The following is a 22,680-nucleotide window of genomic DNA, read 5'->3' on the forward strand; positions in this document are numbered from 1 at the left end:
TATTATTTGTTAACAAAATATCAGTTAGGGTATATAATAAAGGTATCTAAAGAAAGGGGGATTTAAATGCAATTTTTAGTTATTTTAGCTGTAGTAGCAATTATAATAGCTGCCGATAAGGTAAAAAAGCAAAAAATTAAAAAGAAATATGATGAAAATGTGATTGAAATTGAACCAAATAAAAAGAAATTGAATCTAAATATTAATACCAAGGTTATTTGGGCCATAGCCATAGTAGCTTTATTAGTACTAGCTTCACTTTCTAGTGTTTATACTGTTGATCAAACTGAATTTGCAGTGCTTACAACCTTTGGAAAACCAAGCAATGAAATAGTTGGTTCTGGGCTTAAGTTTAAATTACCTTATCCTATACAAAAGGTACATAAGTTATCAAAGGAAACCTTCTCTTTGACACTGGGATATACAGAAAAAGGAGAACAGATGCAGACAAACGTAGCAGAATCTAAGATGATAACTGGTGACGAGAACATAGTATTAGCAGATTTAGAGGTTCAATGGAAAATAGTTGACCCTATAGCATTCTTATATAATACAAGTAATCCTGAAACTATATTAAAAAATGCAACTTCCTCATCTCTAAGAACAGTAGTAGGAAGTGCCACAGTAGATGATGCACTAACAGACGGTAGAACTAAGATAATAAATGATATTAGAGAAAATCTAATTGAGCTTATAAATCATTACAACTTAGGTATATCAATAATAAATGTAAATCTGCAAGACGTAGATTTACCAACTGCAGAAGTAGATGCTGCCTTTAAATCAGTTACAGATGCTAGAGAAGAGAGGATAACAAAAATAAACGAAGCAAATAAATATAGAAATGAGAAGATTAATCAAGTACAAGGTGAGCAAGCTGCTATACTTAGTAAGGCAGAGGGTGAAAAAATTAGTAAAGTAGAAAAAGCTAAGGGAGATGTAGCTCAATTTAATGCTATTTACTCAGAATATAAAAACAACCCAGATACTACTAGACATAGATTGATAATAGAAGCATTAGAGATAGCTTTCAAGGATGCAAGAGTTATAATTGTAGATGATGGCGGTAATACAGTAAAATATGTACCTTTAGAGGAACTACTAAAGAGGGGGGGCAACTAAATGGAAGCTATAAAAGCTAAAAGTATAATAAAGAAGACATTTTTTGTTTATGTACCAATTCTAATTATTGCTGTCCTTTTATTAAGCAACCTGTTTGTAATAAAACCAAATGAATATGGTATAATCAAACAATTTGGAAAAGTAGTAAAGGTAATTGATGAAGAAGGTCTTAAGATAAAAATACCTTTTATTCAATCAGTCTCAAAACTACCTAAGCACATACTTTTCTATGATGTACCTGCTACTGAAATAAATACTTTTGATAAGAAAAGGATATTAGTTGACTATTATACACTATGGAGAATAACAGATCCTGTAGATATGCTGGAGACATTAAAGACAATAGATGCTGCAGAGGCTAGACTTAGTGATATTATGTATTCATCAGTTAGAAATGAGCTTGGAAAGCTAGAATATGGTCAAATCATAAATCCGGCAGATAATAAAAGAGGAAATGTAGACTTAGTAGTTCAGCAGAATATTAATGATATACTTAAAAGCAATTCAAATGGAATAGAAATAGTAGATATTCAAATGAAAAGAATAGATTTGCCTGAAAGCAATGAACAATCAGTATATAAGAGAATGATATCTGAGAGAGCAAGTAAAGCTCAAGAATATTTATCTCAAGGAGATGCAGAAAAAACTAGAATTATGGCAGAGGCAGATAGAGAAGTTGCAGAGCTAATTGCCAAGACTAGCTCGCAGGCAAAGGAGATAGTAGCAGAGGGAGAAAAGGAAGCAGCTAGGATATATAATGATGCATATGGACAAGATGTGGAGTTTTTCAAATTATATACTACACTAAACTCATATAAGACCTCAATAGATGGCGAAACAGTTATAATGATACCTATAGATTCTCCGTATCTAAAATATTTAATGGGGCATTAAAATCAAAGTAAAATCACAGAGGCAGGCTATTGATGTTTGACTAATTATTGCCGTGTAGTTCAATAGATAAAATTTAGACAAATTTTTAAATTAGATGTTGACATATTTGGGAAATTAAAGTATATTATATAGTAATATTTGAGAGTGTACCTAGGGTTCCGGCTAAAGGCGGCAGGTCCAAGCGGTACAGGATTTTTATCTACACTTCTAGGAGAAAAGCCTGGAGGACGAGTCTCAAAATGACTTGTCTCCGGGCTTTTTTATATAGTTTAACTAGTTAACTAGACTGACCAAAAGCTTTTATCAGGAACTTAATGAAGCTCAGAAGCAAGTTTTTGAACACTACAATTATTCCAAAGCATACATATAGCAAGGCTAAAACTCAATGAGAACTAAATTTTTACTACAGAATAGGAGTGATCAAATTTGTGTTTCAAAACTGCGATATCTATAAAAAGGGGAGGGGAAAAAAATGGGTATAATACAGGCATCTAACTTACAAAAGACTTTTAAGGTAAAAATCAAGAGTGCAGGATTAAAGGGGAGTATTAGGTCAATGTTTTCTCCTGAATACAAGGAGGTGGAAGCAGTCAGGGGTATTTCCTTTAATGTAGAAAGGGGAGAAATTCTTGCATTTATTGGTCCCAATGGTGCAGGTAAATCTACAACCATTAAGATGCTTACTGGAATACTATACCCTACATCAGGAGAATTAAGTGTACTTGGCTTAAATCCTTCTAAGGACAGAAAGCAATTGTCTTATAGAATAGGTACAGTCTTTGGACAGAAGTCGCAGCTATGGTTTCATCTTCCGCCTATAGATAGTTTTAATTTACTGGGAAGGATATATGAGCTAGGGGATGACTACTTGAAAAAAAGAATTTCATATCTTACAGATATGTTTGAGATAGGAGACTTATTAGAAACTCCTGTGCGTAAGCTTTCACTTGGACAAAGAATACGCTGTGAAATAGCTGCATCTATTATACACAACCCAGAGATAATATTCTTAGATGAGCCTACTATTGGATTAGATGTTGTAGTAAAGCATAAGATAAGGGAGCTTATAACAAAACTAAACAAAGAAGAGAAAACAACTATATTTCTTACTTCCCACGATGCTGGTGACATTGAGCAGATGTGCAAGAGGGTAATGATTATTAATCATGGAGAGGTAGTCCTTGATGAATCAGTTAAAAGCCTTAAATATAACTATCTAAATCAAAAGATAATTGATATAAAGTATATGGAGCCTATTGAAATCAATATCCCAAATATAAAAGTATTGAAGCATAAGGGGTATGCTGCTAAGGTAGAGGTAGATAGTTCTATTTGTGATATAGATAATGTAATAGCAGAATTAATGAAGATTGGTAAAGTAGCTGATATTACTATTTCAGAACCTCCAATGGAAGATATTATTTCACACATCTATCAGCAAAAAGCAAAGGTAGGTGGTATAGTTGAAGAAAATAACTAAATACTCTTATATTACTAAAATCAGTTTGTCAAATAATCTTGTATATTTTGGAGACTTCCTAGCACGTAACTTCTTCTTTGTGTTTATTATTTATATTTACATGATGCTATGGACTAATATTTATGGAAGCAAGGGTGACAACATTGGCGGATTTAGTTTAAACCAAATGATATGGTATCTAGTGGTGACAGAAATAGTTACTCTATCTCGTTCTAATGTATTTAATGAAGTAAACCAGGATGTTAAGAACGGCAACATTGCATATATGTTAAATAAGCCTTATAACTATATTCTCTACTGTTTTTCAAATTCCTTGGGAGAGATGGGAGTTAAGCTATTAACTAATGCACTAGTTGGACTTGTTATAGGTATTTTATGTGTTGGACCTCTCAATAGTTTTAATACTATGCATTTGCCCTTTATTATTATTTCTATATTGTTAGGGATATTTATTAACTTTTTTACTCATATTTCACTATCCCTTACCTCATTTTGGCTTGAGGAAAACAGTGCTTTTTTCTGGATATATAGTAAGCTGGTATTTACTTTAGGTGGTATGCTAATACCATTAGAGTTATTTCCAGAGTGGCTTAGGAATATTGCTGTAAATCTTCCCTTTGCATATGTGACTTATGCACCAGCTAAGCTAGCAGTTAATTTTTCTTTTGATAGATTTTTATATACTATAGCTTTTCAACTAGTATATTTAGGAATCTTCTTCATGATTTCTATGGTAATATTCAGAAAGGGGGCTAGAGCATTAAATGTTAATGGAGGTTAAAAGAAACTTAAAACTCATAGCAATGTATTTCAAATTCAATCTTTCTGCATCTATGGAATATCGAGCAAGCTTTTTGACACAAACCTTTGGAATGATAATAAACAATGCTTCATTCATATTTTTCTGGTGGATACTTTTTGAGAATGTCGGAAGCATTGGGGGCTATGGCTTCAAGCAGGTAATGATACTATGGGCTATTTCATCTTCATCATATGGAATTGCATTCATACTATTTGGAAATGTAAGAAATATATCTCGAATGATAATCAATGGAGAACTAGATTCATATCTACTTCAACCTAAGGATGTTCTTTTAAATATCATTTCATCTAGTACAGTAGTATCTGCCTGGGGGGACTTTTTTTACGGAATCATCTTATTCATTGGAGTAAGTGGCTTTCATCTTGGGGAATTTATGTTGTTTTTACTATTTTGTATAACGGCATCACTAATTTTTTCTAGCCTCATAATTTTTGCGAATTCATTGACCTTTTATATGGGGAATTCACAGGGAATAAGCAACCTTGTTATGGAGTTTATGATATCCTTTAGTATCTATCCAGAAGGAGTATATAAGGGGGCCGTGAAATTCATAGTATACACTTTTATACCAGCGGCATTTATTTCATTTGTTCCAGTGAAAATATTAACAGCATTTTCGTGGAAATGGTTTGCTATATTAATATTAGCAGTGGTAGTGTGGACCACATTTTCATATTGGTTTTTCTATAGAGGGCTTCGAAAATATGAATCTGGTAACTTGATAATAAGCAAGTTGTAAACTGGTCCAGGTCATATTCCATACCGTTGATTAACTATTAGTTTCTTATTTGTCATCCTGAGATGCAGTCGAAGGATCCCGTGCTCTGATTGACCTAGGAGATCCTTCACATTTGTTCAGGATGACAAAACAGACTTTACTTATTCTAATGATTTTATATTGCAAATTACCTACTCAAGGTGGTATTATTTATAGAAGCGAAGTAATTAATAACATTTACTAGTCATAAATTTAATAGAAGATGCAGTAAAACATAATACTTTGGAGGTAATTTTTATGGAATTATTGAAAGCGGTCATTTTAGGAATCGTTGAAGGGATAACTGAATGGCTTCCTATAAGTAGTACTGGTCATATGATTTTAGTTGAACAGTTCGTTCGTTTGAATGTTTCGGAAAGCTTCATGGAAATGTTTCGTGTAGTAATTCAGCTAGGAGCCATCTTAGCAGTAGTATTTCTTTATTTTAGAAAGCTAAACCCTTTTTCACCTAGAAAAACTGCTAAGGAAAAGAGAGACACAATGTCAATATGGTATAAAGTAGTTATTGGTGTTATTCCAGCAGGCATACTAGGCACTTTATTTGATGACTGGCTAGATGAGCATCTATATAATTACCAAACAGTTGCTATAATGTTAGTTGTTTATGGAATTCTGTTTATTATCATTGAGAACAGAAACAAGAAACGTAGAAGCAGAGTTAATTCCTTTAATGAGTTAAGCTATGGAACTGCCTTTTTAATCGGAATATTTCAGGTTTTATCTTTAATTCCGGGAACATCACGTTCTGGAGCTACTATTCTTGGAGCTATTTTACTAGGTACATCACGCTATATTGCGGCAGAATACTCATTTTTTATGGCTATTCCAATAATGTTTGGAGCAAGTGCATTAAAGCTTGTGAAATTTGGTCTTAACTTTACTGGAACAGAAATTGGTATTCTACTTACAGGTATGGCCGTAGCATTTTTTGTTTCAATCTTAGCTATTAAATTCCTTATAGGATATATTAAGAACAACGATTTCAAAGCTTTTGGCTGGTATCGTATTGTTCTAGGTTTATTAGTAATTGGGTATTTTACTTTTATATGCTAGAAAAGAATAGGGGTAGGTGCATTGCTTATCTATTTACCAATGTACCTACCCTATTTAATCTATTCCTATCGATTCTGCATTATCCCCATATAGCATTAATAAAATATTCAATATCTATGGATTTTATGAAGTCTTCAATACTATTAAGCTCATCAATGCTGAGATCAGATTTTATAACTTGAATCTGAGAATTGTCATGATCTACTGTAATAATACCTCCCTTTAATAATGATACACTATAAATATTGCTACCAACTTCTTTTTCCGTATTTATATCCCAAACTATTTTTGTATTTTTATCATATACTAGAGTGTATTTAAGATCATTTAAGGTCATAGTTTTAGTTTCAAGTTCTTCAGGATATTCGCTGTTGAACTGAAAACTTTGAGTAATATCTATTACAAAAGCACCTTTATCTTCTATACTATTCATCCTATATGTAAGAGATACTCTATTAATATTTTTTCTATCCAAAACCATTTTATATTCTTTCCCAATTTCATAAGATTTCTTATCTATTAATAAGGTACCAATTTCTATAATACCATCGTATATTTTTACATGTGTATTATCAGATATAATTACTTTCCAAAAGCTATATCCATTGTATTCTTCTGGCAACTTCATATCTGTGTATATATCTTTAATTGATTGTAAATTATTAAACTCACCACTTTTTTGGATTACTGGAAAAGGCTTATTTTCTAGCATAATGATTTTATAACTGCCAAAAGGCAAACCTTCTTTTGCTTCTGAATGTAAATTCATTATATGCTCATCTTCTACGTATTCTATTTCTTCATTTTTATTTACTGCGTGTTGATTTATATCTTCTTTAGAAAAAATACTAGACTGACTATTTACTATAAAATCATGAAGAACATTTGTTAATTTAATAATGTAATCAACATCTAATTCTGCTATAGTATCATTAGTAGTGTGTATATTGTCAGTCTTTAAATTACCTAAATTTACAGAGGGAATTTGGGCTTCAGAAAATGATATATGATCTGACACTAAATCGGTATTTTCCATTATTGAATTAATCTGATTTTGTTTGAAGAAATTCAATATATCAGTTATCAATAAACCACTTACTTCTTCGTCTCCAGCTATAGCTAAGACATTATCTCCTTTTATTCCAATAGAATCTATATTGATATTTACAATCTCAGAATACTTTTTCTGAATATCCTTAGCAAATGCTTTGCTTCCTTGTCTATTAGATTCTTCGCCGTTAAAAGCACAAAATAGTATATCGTAATTAGGCTTGTTATCATTATAGTATAATTGCAATTTTTTCCCTAGCTTTATTAGAGCAGATACTCCCGAAGCGTTATCAATGGCCCCACAGAAAACTTTGTTATTATCTAGCTTGCCCACATGATCGAAGTGAGCCGAGATAATAATGGCTTTTTCATTATTGTATCCTTCTATCATTCCTATGACATTATTAGCCTGGATTTCTTCAGTATTTAATTTTTGAAATATATGAACTTTAGAGTTAGGATTATTTAATAATTCATCATAGATTTTTGGGGTAATTTGAATAATTGGTATTCCCTTTTCCTGCATACTTAATAATTTTTTAAAGATTTGTGTTTTGACTAAAATAGCTTTGGGCTCAACAATTTTATTTTCATTTTTATAGTATTCTGATAACCGACCTATGTCATCTATAACTAAAATAGATTCATTTATCTTTTCGTCATAAAGATTGAATACTACTGGATAAGCCATATTTATATTCATTATATTATTTTGCTCCAAGAAATCTTCACCATACTTTAGCTCCTTAATACTTTCTTTTGAGAATTCTATTTTTACATGGTAATTTTGCTTTTCTGGTGGTAAGTATATATGTTTGTATTCGTGGAGGAAGCTATCGTTCATAAAAGGCTTTAGTCCTATATCTTTAAAGGTAGTAACTATAAATTCTTGAGCTGTTTTGTTGCCTTCAGTTCCAGTTAATCTCCCTTCTAGGTCTTTGGATGCGAGAATAGATATATTATCTTGGATACTTGAACTATGGGTTTCTAGTACTTTATTAGTAGAGCAAGATATTTGTAAAAGCATAACTAGACATGCAGCAATCAATTTTACTATTTTCATCTGTTTTTCCTCCTATATAGTAGCTTTTTGTGGACAAAATAATTATACCATAATATTGCATATGTTTCAATATTATGGTATAATTTCCTCATAAAACAAGAAAGGGGGGATTGTGGATGAAAAAGAAAATGATAAGTCTTTTTATGACATTAGTGCTTGTTTTTACATTTGTTTCAGCTTCTTATGCTTATAGAGATGACTATAGTATCATTTCACCTAACTACGTACCCTGTGACTATACAGGTGGACAACATATTTACGTAGATGGTCATGAATGGCAAGATGATGAAGAAACCACACATTGGCACAAAATATCAGATGGCTATGGTGGATATATTTATGTATTATGTACTATAATAACAACGTACAAGTATACTGAACAAAGATGTCCTTGTGGCGAAAGTAAGGTTAAAAGAACTAAATTATATGAATTGCATTATCGTGACTAGAATAAAGATAACCACAACATATGTTGTGGTTATCTTTATTCTAGAGTAAGAAAGGATGCATTTTACTAGCTAATGTAGTAAAACTCTTCCTATTGAAGTGATTTTGCAAAGAGAAACACCAGATAATATGAGAGGAAGACATTAAATTTCCTATGCCATGACCCCAAATTGGAATTATGGTTTCAGGTGATTTTCATTATTGATTATTATTTATTTTTCTATATTATCCCATGAGGAATAATATAGTAGGTATGTAGGTATGAAGTAATTAATAACATTTACTATTCATAAATTTAATAGGAGATGCAGTAAAACTTAATACTTTGGAGGTAATTTTTATGGAATTATTGAAAGCGGTCATTTTAGGAATCGTTGAAGGGATAACTGAATGGCTTCCTATAAGTAGTACTGGTCATATGATTTTAGTTGAACAATTTGTTCGTTTGAATGTTTCGGAAAGCTTCATGGAAATGTTTCGTGTGGTCATTCAGCTAGGAGCTATCTTAGCAGTAGTATTTCTTTATTTTAGAAAGCTAAATCCTTTTTCACCTAGAAAATCTGTTAAGGAAAAGAGAGATACAATGTCAATATGGTACAAAGTAATAATTGGCGTTATTCCAGCAGGTATACTAGGTACTTTATTTGATGACTGGTTAGATGAACATTTATATAATTATCAAACAGTTGCTATAACGTTAGTTGTTTATGGAATTTTATTTATCATTATTGAGAATAGAAATAAGAAACGTAGAAGCAGAATCAATTCCTTTGAGGATTTAAGTTATGGAACTGCCTTTTTAATTGGAATATTTCAAGTTTTGTCTTTAATACCAGGAACTTCATGATCTGGAGCTACTATTTTAGGGGCGATTTTACTAAGTACATCACGTTATATTGCAGCAGAATATTCATTTTTTATGGCTATTCCAATAATGTTTGGAGCAAGTGCATTAAAACTAGTTAAATTTGGTCTTAACTTTACTGGAACAGAAATCAGTATTTTACTTACAGGCATGGCCGTAGCTTTTGTAGTTTCAATTTTAGCTATTAAGTTCCTTGTAGGATATATTAAAAACAATGACTTTAAAGCCTTTGGCTGGTATCGTATAGTTTTAGGTTTATTGGTAATCGGATATTTTACTTTTATAGTTTAGGAAAAAATTAAGTAGCAGGTATATTGGTTTATAGAATAAGCTAATATACCTGCTTTTATTTTGTCATTACCATTCTTGATGGCTCATTTTAAAAGATAGAAAATAAAGAGTAAATATTTATGAAAGTAAGGTTAGTAAGATTGACAACCACGTTTTTTCTATCTCGTATGGATAGGAATAAAGACTTTCGGGTTTATCGTCCCGATTAAGCTGTTTATTTAAAAAACCTGACTACTAGAATAGTCGTTGACACAGAATGTATATTATGGTAATATATACATAACAATGACTATTACGATAGTCATAGAGGAGTGTGTTATTATGGGTGTAAAATTATTTGATTCAGAGCTAAAGGTAATGAACATACTATGGAAAGAAGGAGATTTATCTGCTGGACAGCTTATAAAGATTTTAAAAGCTGATACAGGATGGAATAGAAATACTACTTATACTGTTATTAAAAAATGTATCGACAAAGGTGCTATTGAACGTTATGAGCCAAATTTCATGTGTAGGACAATTATTAGCAAGGAGCAGGTACAAAACTATGAAACTGTAGAGTTAATTAATAAGATGTTTGATGGTTCGAAAGAAAAATTCTTTGCTGCATTCTTGGATGATAAGAATCTTTTAAAAGAGGAAGTAGAGCAATTGAAGAAATTAGTGGACAAATTGAAATGAGGTGGACTCATGAAAATTTTTCAAATGAGTTTTTCTGCTGGAGTGCTTATATCGGTGATTTTTGTTATTCGTTTTTTAGCCTTAAATAGGCTTCCAAAGAAGACATTTGTTGTGTTATGGGGTATAGTGTTGATGCGATTACTGATTCCCATTACAATTCCCGTAAAGGTTAATATTGGGTTAATATGGGATACATTATATGGAAGAGGAGTAGTAGAAAACTTAGATAATATAGCTAATACTTTATATTTGAATTATGCTGTTTCTGGTCAAATGCAAGGACAAGTAGAAACATCTGCCTGGGCTGCTAACATTTTTTCTACATTATATATCATCTGGGCCACTGGTACGATAATACTATTATTACTATTCCTTGTAAAATATATAAGAAGCTATATGAGTTTGCAGGAAGCTTTACCAATGCAGGACAATGTATTTCTTAATACATGGCTGCATGAAAATCAATTAAGACGTACTATAAAGCTAAGAATATCTGATAGAATTTTTACACCTATTACATGCGGAATATTTTCACCCCAAATTGTATTACCAAAGACAATGGATTTTACTGACAATAAGCAGATGGAATATGTTATGAGTCACGAGTTTATTCATATCAGAAGGTTTCACAACTTATGGAAAATAGTATCTATAATAGCAATATGCGTACATTGGTTTAATCCATCGGTATGGATAATGTATATATTATTTAACCGAGATTTAGAAATATCATGTGATGAAGAAGTTTTGTCTATTCATGGCGAAAACGATAAAGAAGTATATGCATTAGCTCTTATTAATTTAGCTGAGAAAACGGCAAGTATTTCTTTACTCTGTAATGGATTCGGAAAGAATGCTATTAAGGAAAGGATCGTGTCAATTATGAAATATAAAAAAACAACGACCATAGGTTTTGGATGTGCAATTTTTCTAGTATTAGCATCTAGCATTGTTTTTGCAGTGCCCACATTAGATACACATAAATCTTCAAAGTCAATAGATACGGATTTAACTAGTATAATTTATACTAAGTTGGATATTCCTTCAATTGAAGAAATAATCATTAATGGATATCCAGTAAATGAATCAGGAGAAGCATATGGACCTAGTATATATGACAATATACTGTCTGAACCTGATTTGATACTTGCAGAAGGTGCTAATGGAGTAATAGGATACGTAAAGGAATCTGACTTAAGCACCGTAGTTAACTCTATTGAAGAAGCTTTAGCCTTTAATAAAAAAAAGAAAGGAGGGTATTCAATTCCACTATACATGCAGGATGGAAAAACAGTTATTGGTGAGTTTTATATTTCTGATTAAATTTTATGGGGGGTCTTTATGAAATTTAGAAAAATGGTAATTGCATTTATAATAGGTTGTTTTCTATTAGCAGCAATAAACGTATATGCAGCAACGTCGCCATCGCCATATCAATATGCAACAGTTTTTGGCTATGAATATAAATATCGTTCATCAGTAAGTTCAGATAGTGAGTCCGCTTGGTCAGGCACTTTTATACTTTTAACAGAAGGTAATGCTACAGCAGGATATTTTGGGGCAAATGCTCGTCTTTATGATTCATCAGGAACGCTTTTAAAATCATCAGGTTGGTATTATAATGATGAAGAATTAGCGGGTCTTTCTAATCTTACTGATAGTTACTATGGGAAGGGCACATTTTATGGGAAAGGCCAAGTTCGTATGTATAATGGAGATGGATATAATACATACACAACTTATTCAACTCCATATACGCAGGTAATGTCAATTAATGAAACTATTACATATTCAGTAAATAGTAATGGGCAGATTTATGGTTCAGAATATTTTTTAAATATAATGGGAGTAGAGCCTGACTTAATTCAAGCACAAGGTCAAAGTGGAGTTCTAGGTTATATCAAAGCAGAGGATATTGGAGATGATTATGTACCTTCTTCTCCATCTGCAGCAATTGATTATCAGAATAGTTTACCAAACGAACGTGTAATTCCATTATATGCTAGTGATGGCATAACTGTAATAGATACATTCGTAGTTAGCTATGAAAATATAGAAACTATTGAATGATAAAAGAATAATAATGCTATAGCGTAGTATTATCAATAAAAAATGAGCTTTTCTTTGCACAGTACATTACGACATGTTGCAGCAGAATACTCATTTTTCATGGCTATTCCAATAATGTTCGGTGCAAGTGCATTAAAGCTTGTTAAATTCGGGCTTGATTTTACTGGAACAGAAATCAGTATCCTACTTACAGGCATGGCTGTAGCTTTTGTTGTTTCAATCTTAGCTATTAAATTCCTTATAGGATATATTAAAAACAATGATTTCAAAGCCTTTGGCTGGTATCGTATTGTTCTAGGATTATTAGTAATTGGGTATTTTACTTTAATATCTTAAATCTTAAGAAAATAGATTTTTTATAAAAAACACAATAATCCCTATAAAGTAGACAGTTTAAAAAAGTACAAAGTACATTTTTAACTGAGTCTGCTTTATAGGGACTATTTTTATGCTTTTAGAAGAATAAATATAAGAAATATTAGCCATTTAGGTGTTTTTATAAAAGAACTTTTTTGTAGCTAATGATTGTAGTATTATTACTTAATTTTTAAAAACTTGTTCATAGTATAGAAAACTTCTATTTCATTTTTAAAAACAACTATACTATAATCTGATAATGGAAATATTAAATGCCAAAGGAGGCAAATGTATGAAGAAGTTATTATTGATTTTTCTTGTATTAATGATATTAATACCAAATGGAGCTATGGCAATAGCACAATCTAATGACATTGAAGGTAGTTGGGCAAAGAATGAAATAAACTATCTATATGAAAAAGGAATAGTATCTGGCTATCCTGATGGTAGTTTTAGACCTAATAATTTTATAAGCAAAGCTGAATTTTACAGGATAATCAATCAATTAATGGGATTTACTTATAGTGAAAACGCTATGCTATATGATGTAAATACTACAGATTGGTATTATGAAGAAGTTCAGAAGGCTTTGGGTGCTAATTATATACCTAATGATTCATATACTAATGCAAATGAGAATATTACGAGAGAAGAAGTTGCAAGGATATTAGGAACTGTATTTAATATTAAAAAGGATATTACTGGAGCAGATAGGTTTACTGACAAAAACCTTTTTACAGATGGAAATATAGATATTATTGGTGGTTTAAATAAAAGAGGTTACATAACAGGTTATACAGATGGAAGTTTTAGGCCTCAGGATAGTATTACAAGAGCTGAGGTTGTAAAATTGATTTCCAATATATCTGGTGTAATAATTAATGAACCGTCAACTATAAGTCAAGATATAACAACAAATATAGTTGTTAATAGGTCTGGTGCTACACTAAAGGATATGAATATAGATGGGGATGTATATTTGACTGAGGGTGTAGGAAATGGTTCTATAAACCTTGATAATGTAGTGATAAATGGAGAGTTGTTTATTAATGGAGGTGGGCAAAACAGTATAATAATTACAAACTCTAAGATAAACACCATTTCTATAAATAAACAACGAGGGACTGTAAGAGTAGTATTAGGAAATACAAAAGTTGATGAAATATTAACTGAAAATTATTCAAGAATTGAAATAATAGATGGAACAGAAATTAACACAGCAAAATTAAATGGTAAAGTGACAATTTTAGTAGATAAAGGCTCAACTATTGTAAACTTAAATGTTAACGATGGTGATGTAAAAATAGACTCTGCTGGTGACATAAAGTTTGCAAGTACTAAAATAGATATAACTATTAACAACAAAAAGCTTGTAGCAAATACAGAATTTAGTGTGGAGGACAAAATAGTATCAGTACATAAGAAAAGTGAACCAGTGCAAAAAAAAGATAGTGACAGTGATGGAACAGTAGGAGCTGATGACACAGAAGAACCAGAGCAACCGAAGCAACCAGAAGAGCCAGAACAACCAGAGCAACCAGAAGAGCCAGAACAACCAGAGCAACCAGAAGAGCCAGAACAACCAGAACAACCAGAGCAACCAGAAGAGCCAGAACAACCAGAGCAACCAGAAGAGCCAGAACAACCAGAGCAACCAGAAGAGCCAGAACAACCAGAAGAGCCAGAACAGCCAGAACAACCAGAACAACCAGAAGAGCCAGAACAACCGAAAGATAAAGAATGGACTGTAAAAGATTTTCAATATGAGGGGACTACTATAATTGGTTTTTCTGAAGAAGGTAAAGAAAAATTTAAAACCAACAAAGACGTGGTTTTACCCTCGGTTAATACAGATGGAGATGCCATAACAGAAATAGGGGATGGAGCATTTTTATTAGCTGATTATAGCACTAAACAAAATCCCTTAATAGGAATAAATTCTGTTAAGCTACCAGACACCATTAAAGTTATTGGAAAGGAAGCATTTCGCTATAATGCTTTAACTTCAATAGATATTCCAGAAGGTGTAACAACAATAAAGATGTCTGCATTTAATGGAAACTTGTTAAAATCTTTAGTTTTACCTGATAGTGTAACAACCTTAGAAGGGGGAGCATTTACTCTAAATGAAATATCATCTTTAAAGCTATCTAACGGATTATCAACAATAACTCCTGCTTTTGCTTTTAATAAGTTAAAAACTTTGACTATTCCTGAAGGTATAACTAGAATAGATGACTTAGCATTTAGTGACAATGAATTAACCGAAGTAAAAATGCCTAGTACTTTAAAATATCTATCTGGATTTAATAATAATGAGTTTAAAACAATAACAATTCCTGAAAGTGTTGAAGAATTAGGCTTTAAGGCATTTGCTAGTAATAAGATGACATCAGTTACTATTCCAGGAAATGTAAAAATTATTGGTGAGAGAGCATTTAACAATACTTGGCATGACCAGTTTTTAAATTCTGTGATCATTGAAGAAGGTGTTGAAAAGATTGAAAAGTATGCCTTCTCTAATAATCAAATAAAAGATGTTGAGCTTCCAAGAAGCATAAAGGAACTTCACGAGAGCAGCTTTTATAAAAATTTAGGTTACGATGGTGTTGCTCATTTATTTACACCTGACTTCAAAAATCTTAATAACTTAATAGAATCTAAATATCATGTGATTAATCCAGCTAGTATAACTATTAGGTACGTATTTGAAGATAATCTACTAAAGGAGGAGACAATATACATTAATCCTATAACTAAAGAATATTTACACATAGGAGATTTAGGTATAGAAATTCTTCCCGAATATAAGCACAATGAATATGAATTGAAAGATTTAAGCTCAAAGATTATAGACTTAAACAAGAAAGATAATATTGTAATTTTTGAATGCAAGAAAAGGGATTTAGTAGAGGAAGTATATATCAAATCCATAGGAAATGTTTCTTCAATTGTAGTTGATACTGGAACATCTAAGGAAGAGGCATTAAATAAATTGGATAAAAGCACATACATAATCGATTCAAATGACACAAGATATACAGTAAATATAAAATGGACTCTTGAAGACTATGATGGAGGAATGGCTGGAGAATATATAGCAAGAGGTATATTTGAACTTCCACCTGGAGTAGTTCAATCAGAGCCAGAAACAAAATTAGAAGTCATAGCAAGCATAATAGTTAAAGAAAAATCTGATACTGGGCAAGAGGGAGTTTGGACAGTTGAAGATTTTACTTATGAAACAACAGAAGAAACATTAGATGACTTTTTTCCATATGGCACCTATACTGAAGGTAGTGTTATTGAAGTAACAGCAGTTACAGGATTTAGTGAAAGTGGATTAGAGAAGTTAAAAGCTAATAAAGACTTAGTTATTCCTAAGACTAATTTAGAAGGTAAAAAAATAGGATATATTAAACCATTAGCATTTGCAAACAAAGGGTTAACTAGTGTAGTAATTCCAGAAGGTTTAGAAGGAGTAGTAATTGGAGCAGGAGCTTTTAGAGAAAATAATATAAGCAGAGTAATTCTTCCAGACGGCATAAAAAAAATTGAAACCTTTGCATTTTATAAAAATAAATTAGTATATGTAGACTTTCCTACAACTCTAAAGGAAGTAGGAAATCAGGCATTTGCCTATAACAACTTGATTTCTTTAACAATTCCAGATGGTGTGGAAAGACTATGTTTAGACAGTTTGTCGTTTTATGAAAATAAGTTAACATCTGTAACTATTTTTAAAGATGTTAAAAAAATTCAGCAAGATGCATTTAAAAATAATACGGGGTATGGAGGTAAGGTAAACATATATTTGGCTATAGTAGATCCCGAAAATAACGGTCTATTTGAAAACTCAAATTATCATAAAATCATTCCGTTAGCTGTAGAATCGGTGGATGGAATAGAGCCAAAAGAAGTTAGTTTTGGAACAGAAATAAATAGTGTTTTACCTTCAAAAGTATCATTGAAATTTAATAATGGTGATAGCATTAGTGTAAATATTGCATGGTCATGTGAAGACTATGATCCTAATCAGCCAGGGATGTATATATTTACAGGAAGATATGATTTACCTATAGTAATGACAGAAGAAAAGCCTAAGATCACTGCTGAAGTTAAAGTTAAGGCAAAAACAGACTTCGAATTTTCTGATGGAATAATTACTAAATATATAGGAGAAGAAAAAGAAATAATAATTCCAGATGAGATTAATGGAGAAATAGTTATAGGCATAGGAATGGGTGCATTTAGACAGAAAAACCTGACATCAGTTACAATTCCTAATACAGTAAAAGAAATTGGAATGTATGCATTTGCAATGAATAATTTAGAATCTGTAGATTTGCCAGAAGAGCTTACTACAATTGGTAATATGGCATTTTTTAAGAACAAACTAACATCTATAAAGATACCAGATGGAGTAAGTGTCATACCTACAGCAGCATTTAGTGGCAATGAATTAACAACTGTAGAATTACCAGAAGGTATTACAAGCATAGCAAATCAAGCTTTTAAAGATAATAAATTGGAAAGCATTATAATTCCGACTACAATAAATGATATAGGAACAAGTGCATTTGAGAATAACAACCTTAGCGAGGTAATCATTCCTAAAAATATAACTTTTATAGGTAACAAGGCTTTTTCTGGAAATACTGACATAAAGCTTGTATTTATAGCCTTAACAGAAGCTATATCTAATGCAGAAGAAATAGATACAGCAGGCAAGTCAGAAGAAGCGATAAATGTATTAAATGAAGCCATTGAAGCAGCAAAGCTAATAAATGAAAAACCAGTAGCTACATTGGAAGAAGTTAGTATAGCTATTAGCAACATCAATAGTGCTATAGAAGCTATACTGGCAGAAGGTAAGACAGACTTCGAGTTTTCTGAAGAAGTGGTTGTTGAACATGTAGTGAAGAAGCAAGTAGCATAACATTAAGCCCTTAAAAAAACGAACTTCTCGTATTTTTAAGGGCTATTTTATCTTATTATATTATATTGCACCAGTTATAGAGATGCTGTTCTAGTTGTCATATATATTTGCTGGAAGTTGGATTTTGATATTATAGTCATTATTAAAAATTTCAATGAAACGATAAAACACTATAAATAATATCAATTTGTTATCTGACATGCTTTATTGTAAAATTGGATGTGGTAAATAAATATTTAATGGAGGAGTTAATATGATAAAAAACAAAGCACTTAAATTTATACCTGTTTTAATTGTGTTATCGCTATTATTAGTTGCATGTACATCAGCTAACGAATCTAAAGAAGCAGTATCTAACCCAATGCAATATGTTACAGCTGAAGCTTTAAAAGATTCCATAGTATCAGAATCAAATGAATATATTATTCTAGACGTAAGAAAAGCAGAAGATTATAGTACAAGTCATATAGTTGGTTCTTATGGAGCAGATCAAGACGCTGCTAATAAAGAAGGAGACGATGCAACAGGCATAGCAAATCTAAAAAAAGCACTTAAAGAAGCAACAGGTAGTGAAGTTGGAAATCCTGGAGAAAAATATGCATTAGTTTGTTATTCTGGTAAATCATATGCACAGAAAGCAACAGATTTAATGATACAAATGGGAATCTCAGCAGAACAAATCTATACACTAGAAGGCGGCATGAAAGCTTGGACAGAAGCTGGAGATGATTACAAGGATCTTCTGGAATAAATTAATGTAGATGGCTATTCATTTGAAGTGATTTAAGTGAATAGCCATTTGTATGATAAGAAATTTTAAGTTGAGGTGAGTTATGAAAAATATATTATTAAAGCATAAGTCAAAAATAATACTTTTAGGTATTATCATACTTTTTACTTTGTTGTATTTTTTTAATCCTAGTGTAAATGAACTAGTGAATACTATATCAGCAATGTTTGCAACAGGAGATTTTGAAGTAGTTAGAGATTTTATTGATGAATATGGAACATATGCAATGCTAGTGTCGGCAGCTTTAATGGTCTTCCAATCAATAATGGCACCGTTGCCAGCATTTTTAATTACATTTGCTAATGCAAATTTATTTGGATGGTGGCAAGGAGCTATATTATCCTGGTCAAGTGCTATGCTAGGAGCTTCAGTATGTTTCTATATATCCCGTATTTTAGGTAGAGATATAGTAGAAAAATTGACTAGTAAGACAGGATTAGATAGTATTGATGATTTTTTTGAAAAGTATGGGAAACATTCAATAATAATTGCACGATTGCTTCCTTTTATTTCTTTTGACCTTGTAAGCTATGCAGCAGGTCTTACTTCTATGAAGTTCATACCCTTTTTTATAGCAACTGGTATAGGTCAATTGCCAGCAACTATTATTTATTCATATGTTGGAGGTATGCTCACAGGTGGAGCACAGCTATTGGTAACTGCACTACTTATTTTATTTGCACTATCAATATTAATAGTCTTAGTAAAAAACATATTTTATTCAAAAAAAGGTAATATATCTAAGGAAAAGAGAAATGAAAAAGTATAGAAAGGTTTTTATTTTTATTCTGATAATAGCAGTAGGACTGTTTTTAAATAGAGAACTACAGTGGAGTTCTTATTTAAAAGACTCTAATAATTTAAAAACAATTATTAGCTTTGTTCATGACAATTATATATTAGCAATGTTCTTGTATTTAGTCTTTACAATAATAGGCTCTTCTATTTTAGCTTTGCCAGGGGTCACTTTTGCTGTAGTGGCAAGCGGATTATTTGGACCTTGGATAGGAAGCTTTCTTTGCTTAATAGGAGCAACTATAGGAGCAGTCCTATCATTTGTTTTAAGTAGATACCTGTTGAAGGATTCTATAGAAGAGCTAGTTAAGAAAAACAAAAGATTATATAGTATAATTTTTCAAGTCGATTCTGAGAAAGAAATGTTAATTCTTATGATAACTAGAATACTGCCTATATTTCCATTTAATCTTCAAAACTTTGCCTATGGTATAACAAATATCTCTATAGTGAAATATACTATAGGAACTTTTTTGTTTATGATTCCAGGAATAATTCTTTTTAGCATTGGTACAGAAGGAATTATAAATAGAGGGGATAGAGCTAATATGCTATTTATAGCAGTATTAATAGTAGTGCTGATGGTAATTATAGGAGTACACTTATATAAAAAATACAAAATGTTAACAAAGAAGGAGCATAATGAAAGATAAAGCAATTATTTTTTTTACGCGAATACCTACATTAGGTAAAACTAAAACAAGATTAGAACCATTTTTAGGCAAAGATATGTGTGTAAAGCTTCAGACAGTATTTATTAAAGACATATATAACAACATAAAAAATATGGGAATAGACATAATCATTAATTATTCAGAAGATGGAGAGCTGGAAGTTTTAAAAGGCATTACTCATAACGATGAGTTATTTTTGAAGCAAGAAGGGAAAAACTTAGGAGAGAAGATGCATAATTCCATAGCTTTTTCTTTGAAAAAATATAGGAGTGTAGTGCTTATTGGAAGTGATCTTCCTTTATTAAATAAAAAGGATATAGAAATAGCTTTTAAGTTATTAGAAACAAAAGATATAGTCATTTCCCCAACCTATGATGGAGGATATTATTTAATCGGAATGAAGGAAGAAAACAAAGATATATTCAATATAAAATATAGTACAAGTTCTGTATTTGAAGAGACTTTAGATAGAATAAAAAGTTCAGGGAAATCCTATGGGGTAGGAAATATACAATTAGATATAGATGACAAAAGTGATTTTCTAATGCTATATAAAATATTAAAGGAAGATAAAAGCATTTCCTGCGACAATACAAGGAAGCTAGTAAATGAAATAATGGGAAAGTGTGATAAGAATGAATCGAATTAATTTAGATAATATAAGAAAAAACAAAGACTTTATGGAGAGATTTGGCATAGATGATAGTGAAGAGTTTTCTATGTTAGGTCAGGGAGAATATAATATTAACTATATTTTTTATTCAAAAGCTTATAGTGAAAAGTTAGTATTGAGGATAGCAACAGAAAGTCAGATGAATTTAGAAAACCAAATAAAATATGAGTATGAAGCTTTAGAGTTATTAAATAAGACTAATAGAACTCCTAAGCCTATATATTATGATGACAGAAAAGAACTGATACCTTATGGCTTTCTAGTTATGGAGTATCTACCAGGAAGGCATTTAGATTACAAAACAGATTTGAAATTAGCAGCTGAAGCTTTGGCATATATTCACAACGAACCTATTTCAAAAGCAAATTATTTAATAAAACCAGAAAATCCAATAGAAGCCATATATGAAGAATGCTTAAGGATGTTTGAGAAATATAGACTATCGGAATATATGGACATAGATACTAGAAAGAGTATAGAATACTTGCTTGAAAAAGGAAAGAATATAAAGACTGTAGATATAGGAAATAGAACTATAATAAATACGGAGCTAAACTCAGGAAATTTCCTTATAAATGGAGAAGGTGCTAATAACTATATAGTAGATTGGGAGAAGCCTCTATATGGATATCCTGCACAGGATCTAGGGCATTTTTTAACACCTACAACAACATTTTGGAAAACAGATGTGATTCTAACCAGAGAAGAAATATCTTTTTTTATAAAAGAGTATTGTAAAAACTCTAATCAATACAAAGATGAAGAAGAGCTTTGGGCCTCTGTAAAGAATTATCTATCGATGAACTGCCTAAGAGGCATAACCTGGTGTGCTATGGCCTATGTAGAATATCAGGATAAAGACAAGCTTATATCTAATGATTATACCTATCAAAAGATTAAATCCTATTTGTCTAGGGACTTTTTAAGTATGATAAAGGATGAGTATTTGAATGAATATTAAACAAGATAAAAAGATTTCAATTATTATTCCAGTATACAATGAAGCGTTAATAATACACAAAATAATGGATAATTTAGAACAATTTAAGTCTCGCTGTGAAATTATATTTATAGATGGCGGCAGTAGTGATGGAACCAATAGAATAATAGCTGAAAAATACAGGCTTGAATTCTCTCCTAAAAAGGGCAGGGCCCATCAAATGAACTATGGAGCTTCACTATCAAAAGGAGATATACTTCTGTTTTTACATGCAGATAGTTTTCTGCCTAGTGATGCCCTTGCTCAAATTCATAACATTATTTGCCAAGGCTATAAAGCAGGGTGTTTTAAAATAAGATTTAATAGCAGAAGTACTCTTATGAAAATATGCGGCTTTATGTCTAATTTAAGAGTGAGGTTAAGAAATATAGCCTTTGGCGATCAAGGTATATTTATAAGTAGAGATTATTTTTATAAACTGGGAGGATTTGTAGAGATTCCACTTATGGAAGACTATCAGTTGTCAATGGACATAAAAGCTGATGGAGAAAAAATAGGTCTAGCAAATGCTAAAATAGAGACTTCAGAAAGGCGATTTGTAGAAAATGGCAGGCTTAAGACAATGGCAAGGATGCAAAGACTTCAATATATGTATAGAAGGGGAAAAGATATTGAAGTGATTGCAAGTCTATATAAATAGAGGATGAGAGATTTGACGTGGATTATGAAAAATGCATTGATTGTAGGAAATCTACTGAACAGAATTTGTTAAAAAACTTTCATACAGTACGCTAGCAAACATGGCTGTATACCTTTAAAAGGGGAACGACTGACTAAAGATTTACAAGATAGGTTTAAAGCTCATAAAAATATATGTTTACTGTACTACTTATTC

The 22,680-nt window shown here is 31.3% G+C and carries 18 protein-coding genes and 2 pseudogenes; 19 read left to right on the forward strand and 1 reads right to left on the reverse strand.

Annotated elements, in window-relative coordinates; genetic code table 11:
- The first annotated feature begins 66 nt into the window (after window positions 1–66).
- From hflK to DW1_RS03065, 6 genes are all read left to right on the forward strand, one after another.
- Window positions 67–1,122 (forward strand): FtsH protease activity modulator HflK, encoded by a 1,056-nt coding sequence (gene hflK / locus DW1_RS03040; RefSeq protein WP_083605503.1) that lies wholly within the window; start codon window positions 67–69, stop codon window positions 1,120–1,122.
- Window positions 1,123–2,016 carry a protease modulator HflC gene (locus tag DW1_RS03045; RefSeq protein WP_074349168.1) on the forward strand — a complete coding sequence of 298 codons (894 nt, stop codon included), beginning with the start codon at window positions 1,123–1,125 and terminating at the stop codon, window positions 2,014–2,016.
- Between the two features lie 472 nt (window positions 2,017–2,488).
- Complete coding sequence (locus DW1_RS03050) at window positions 2,489–3,496, forward strand: ABC transporter ATP-binding protein (RefSeq protein ID WP_074349169.1); 1,008 nt, start codon at window positions 2,489–2,491, stop codon at window positions 3,494–3,496.
- A complete protein-coding gene (locus DW1_RS03055; RefSeq protein WP_083605504.1) occupies window positions 3,480–4,277 on the forward strand; it encodes an ABC transporter permease in 798 nt (265 codons plus the stop codon). Before DW1_RS03050 ends, DW1_RS03055 begins: the two co-directional genes overlap by 17 nt.
- A complete protein-coding gene (locus DW1_RS03060; protein WP_242942425.1) occupies window positions 4,267–5,058 on the forward strand; it encodes an ABC transporter permease in 792 nt (263 codons plus the stop codon). The genes DW1_RS03055 and DW1_RS03060 overlap by 11 nt, the downstream gene beginning before the upstream one ends.
- 276 nt (window positions 5,059–5,334) lie before the next feature.
- Window positions 5,335–6,150, forward strand: coding sequence for an undecaprenyl-diphosphate phosphatase (locus tag DW1_RS03065; protein WP_074349171.1), 816 nt, complete (start codon window positions 5,335–5,337; stop codon window positions 6,148–6,150).
- Window positions 6,151–6,229: 79 nt separating this feature from the next.
- On the opposite strand, the gene DW1_RS03070 is transcribed toward DW1_RS03065, so the two are convergent.
- On the reverse strand, window positions 6,230–8,263 hold the full coding sequence (locus DW1_RS03070; protein WP_074349172.1) for a M28 family peptidase: 2,034 nt from the start codon (window positions 8,261–8,263) through the stop codon (window positions 6,230–6,232).
- 116 nt (window positions 8,264–8,379) lie between these two features.
- Here DW1_RS03070 and DW1_RS03075 point away from each other — a divergent pair, with 116 nt between their 5' ends.
- The 13 genes and pseudogenes from DW1_RS03075 to DW1_RS03135 all read left to right on the forward strand — a co-directional run bounded on the left by DW1_RS03075 (window position 8,380) and on the right by DW1_RS03135 (window position 22,485).
- Window positions 8,380–8,712, forward strand: coding sequence for a hypothetical protein (locus tag DW1_RS03075; protein ID WP_074349173.1), 333 nt, complete (start codon window positions 8,380–8,382; stop codon window positions 8,710–8,712).
- 338 nt (window positions 8,713–9,050) lie between these two features.
- Window positions 9,051–9,866: pseudogene (locus tag DW1_RS03080) on the forward strand (undecaprenyl-diphosphate phosphatase).
- Window positions 9,867–10,187: 321 nt separating this feature from the next.
- Complete coding sequence (locus tag DW1_RS03085; RefSeq protein WP_074349174.1) at window positions 10,188–10,547, forward strand: BlaI/MecI/CopY family transcriptional regulator; 360 nt, start codon at window positions 10,188–10,190, stop codon at window positions 10,545–10,547.
- Window positions 10,548–10,556: 9 nt separating this feature from the next.
- Complete coding sequence (locus tag DW1_RS03090) at window positions 10,557–11,870, forward strand: M56 family metallopeptidase (protein WP_074349175.1); 1,314 nt, start codon at window positions 10,557–10,559, stop codon at window positions 11,868–11,870.
- An 18-nt stretch (window positions 11,871–11,888) separates the two neighbouring features.
- Complete coding sequence (locus DW1_RS03095) at window positions 11,889–12,617, forward strand: hypothetical protein (protein ID WP_074349176.1); 729 nt, start codon at window positions 11,889–11,891, stop codon at window positions 12,615–12,617.
- A gap of 75 nt (window positions 12,618–12,692) precedes the next feature.
- A pseudogene (locus DW1_RS03100) lies at window positions 12,693–12,953 on the forward strand (undecaprenyl-diphosphate phosphatase); the annotation flags it as partial.
- A 313-nt stretch (window positions 12,954–13,266) separates the two neighbouring features.
- On the forward strand, window positions 13,267–17,913 hold the full coding sequence (locus DW1_RS03105) for a leucine-rich repeat protein (protein WP_074349177.1): 4,647 nt from the start codon (window positions 13,267–13,269) through the stop codon (window positions 17,911–17,913).
- Window positions 17,914–18,166: 253 nt separating this feature from the next.
- The gene (locus DW1_RS03110; protein ID WP_074349178.1) at window positions 18,167–18,664 is read left to right on the forward strand and encodes a rhodanese-like domain-containing protein; all 498 of its coding nucleotides are present in this window, start codon (window positions 18,167–18,169) and stop codon (window positions 18,662–18,664) included.
- A gap of 82 nt (window positions 18,665–18,746) precedes the next feature.
- The gene (locus DW1_RS03115; RefSeq protein ID WP_074349179.1) at window positions 18,747–19,472 is read left to right on the forward strand and encodes a TVP38/TMEM64 family protein; all 726 of its coding nucleotides are present in this window, start codon (window positions 18,747–18,749) and stop codon (window positions 19,470–19,472) included.
- Window positions 19,459–20,151, forward strand: a complete 693-nt coding sequence (locus DW1_RS03120; RefSeq protein ID WP_074349180.1) for a TVP38/TMEM64 family protein — start codon at window positions 19,459–19,461, stop codon at window positions 20,149–20,151. Before DW1_RS03115 ends, DW1_RS03120 begins: the two co-directional genes overlap by 14 nt.
- Entirely contained in the window at window positions 20,141–20,821 is a 681-nt protein-coding gene (locus DW1_RS03125; protein WP_074349181.1) for a TIGR04282 family arsenosugar biosynthesis glycosyltransferase, read from the forward strand. Before DW1_RS03120 ends, DW1_RS03125 begins: the two co-directional genes overlap by 11 nt.
- Complete coding sequence (locus DW1_RS03130; protein WP_074349182.1) at window positions 20,808–21,806, forward strand: aminoglycoside phosphotransferase family protein; 999 nt, start codon at window positions 20,808–20,810, stop codon at window positions 21,804–21,806. Before DW1_RS03125 ends, DW1_RS03130 begins: the two co-directional genes overlap by 14 nt.
- Window positions 21,796–22,485, forward strand: coding sequence for a TIGR04283 family arsenosugar biosynthesis glycosyltransferase (locus DW1_RS03135; RefSeq protein WP_074349183.1), 690 nt, complete (start codon window positions 21,796–21,798; stop codon window positions 22,483–22,485). Before DW1_RS03130 ends, DW1_RS03135 begins: the two co-directional genes overlap by 11 nt.
- Window positions 22,486–22,680: the final 195 nt, after the last annotated feature.

It is taken from the genome of Proteiniborus sp. DW1 (assembly GCF_900095305.1).
GTDB lineage: Bacteria > Bacillota > Clostridia > Tissierellales > Proteiniboraceae > Proteiniborus.

Excerpts from the sequence above, each read along its gene's own strand:
- DW1_RS03090 (WP_074349175.1), top strand. The coding sequence starts at position 10,557 with ATGAAAATTTTTCAAATGAGTTTTTCTGCTGGAGTGCTTATATCGGTG.
- DW1_RS03125 (WP_074349181.1), top strand. The coding sequence starts at position 20,141 with ATGAAAGATAAAGCAATTATTTTTTTTACGCGAATACCTACATTAGGT.
- hflK (WP_083605503.1), top strand. The coding sequence starts at position 67 with ATGCAATTTTTAGTTATTTTAGCTGTAGTAGCAATTATAATAGCTGCC.
- DW1_RS03095 (WP_074349176.1), top strand. The coding sequence starts at position 11,889 with ATGAAATTTAGAAAAATGGTAATTGCATTTATAATAGGTTGTTTTCTA.
- DW1_RS03130 (WP_074349182.1), top strand. The coding sequence starts at position 20,808 with ATGAATCGAATTAATTTAGATAATATAAGAAAAAACAAAGACTTTATG.
- DW1_RS03110 (WP_074349178.1), top strand. The coding sequence starts at position 18,167 with ATGATAAAAAACAAAGCACTTAAATTTATACCTGTTTTAATTGTGTTA.
- DW1_RS03105 (WP_074349177.1), top strand. The coding sequence starts at position 13,267 with ATGAAGAAGTTATTATTGATTTTTCTTGTATTAATGATATTAATACCA.
- DW1_RS03085 (WP_074349174.1), top strand. The coding sequence starts at position 10,188 with ATGGGTGTAAAATTATTTGATTCAGAGCTAAAGGTAATGAACATACTA.
- DW1_RS03115 (WP_074349179.1), top strand. The coding sequence starts at position 18,747 with ATGAAAAATATATTATTAAAGCATAAGTCAAAAATAATACTTTTAGGT.
- DW1_RS03075 (WP_074349173.1), top strand. The coding sequence starts at position 8,380 with ATGAAAAAGAAAATGATAAGTCTTTTTATGACATTAGTGCTTGTTTTT.
- DW1_RS03045 (WP_074349168.1), top strand. The coding sequence starts at position 1,123 with ATGGAAGCTATAAAAGCTAAAAGTATAATAAAGAAGACATTTTTTGTT.
- DW1_RS03135 (WP_074349183.1), top strand. The coding sequence starts at position 21,796 with ATGAATATTAAACAAGATAAAAAGATTTCAATTATTATTCCAGTATAC.
- DW1_RS03070 (WP_074349172.1), bottom strand. The coding sequence starts at position 8,263 with ATGAAAATAGTAAAATTGATTGCTGCATGTCTAGTTATGCTTTTACAA.
- DW1_RS03050 (WP_074349169.1), top strand. The coding sequence starts at position 2,489 with ATGGGTATAATACAGGCATCTAACTTACAAAAGACTTTTAAGGTAAAA.
- DW1_RS03120 (WP_074349180.1), top strand. The coding sequence starts at position 19,459 with ATGAAAAAGTATAGAAAGGTTTTTATTTTTATTCTGATAATAGCAGTA.
- DW1_RS03065 (WP_074349171.1), top strand. The coding sequence starts at position 5,335 with ATGGAATTATTGAAAGCGGTCATTTTAGGAATCGTTGAAGGGATAACT.
- DW1_RS03060 (WP_242942425.1), top strand. The coding sequence starts at position 4,267 with ATGGAGGTTAAAAGAAACTTAAAACTCATAGCAATGTATTTCAAATTC.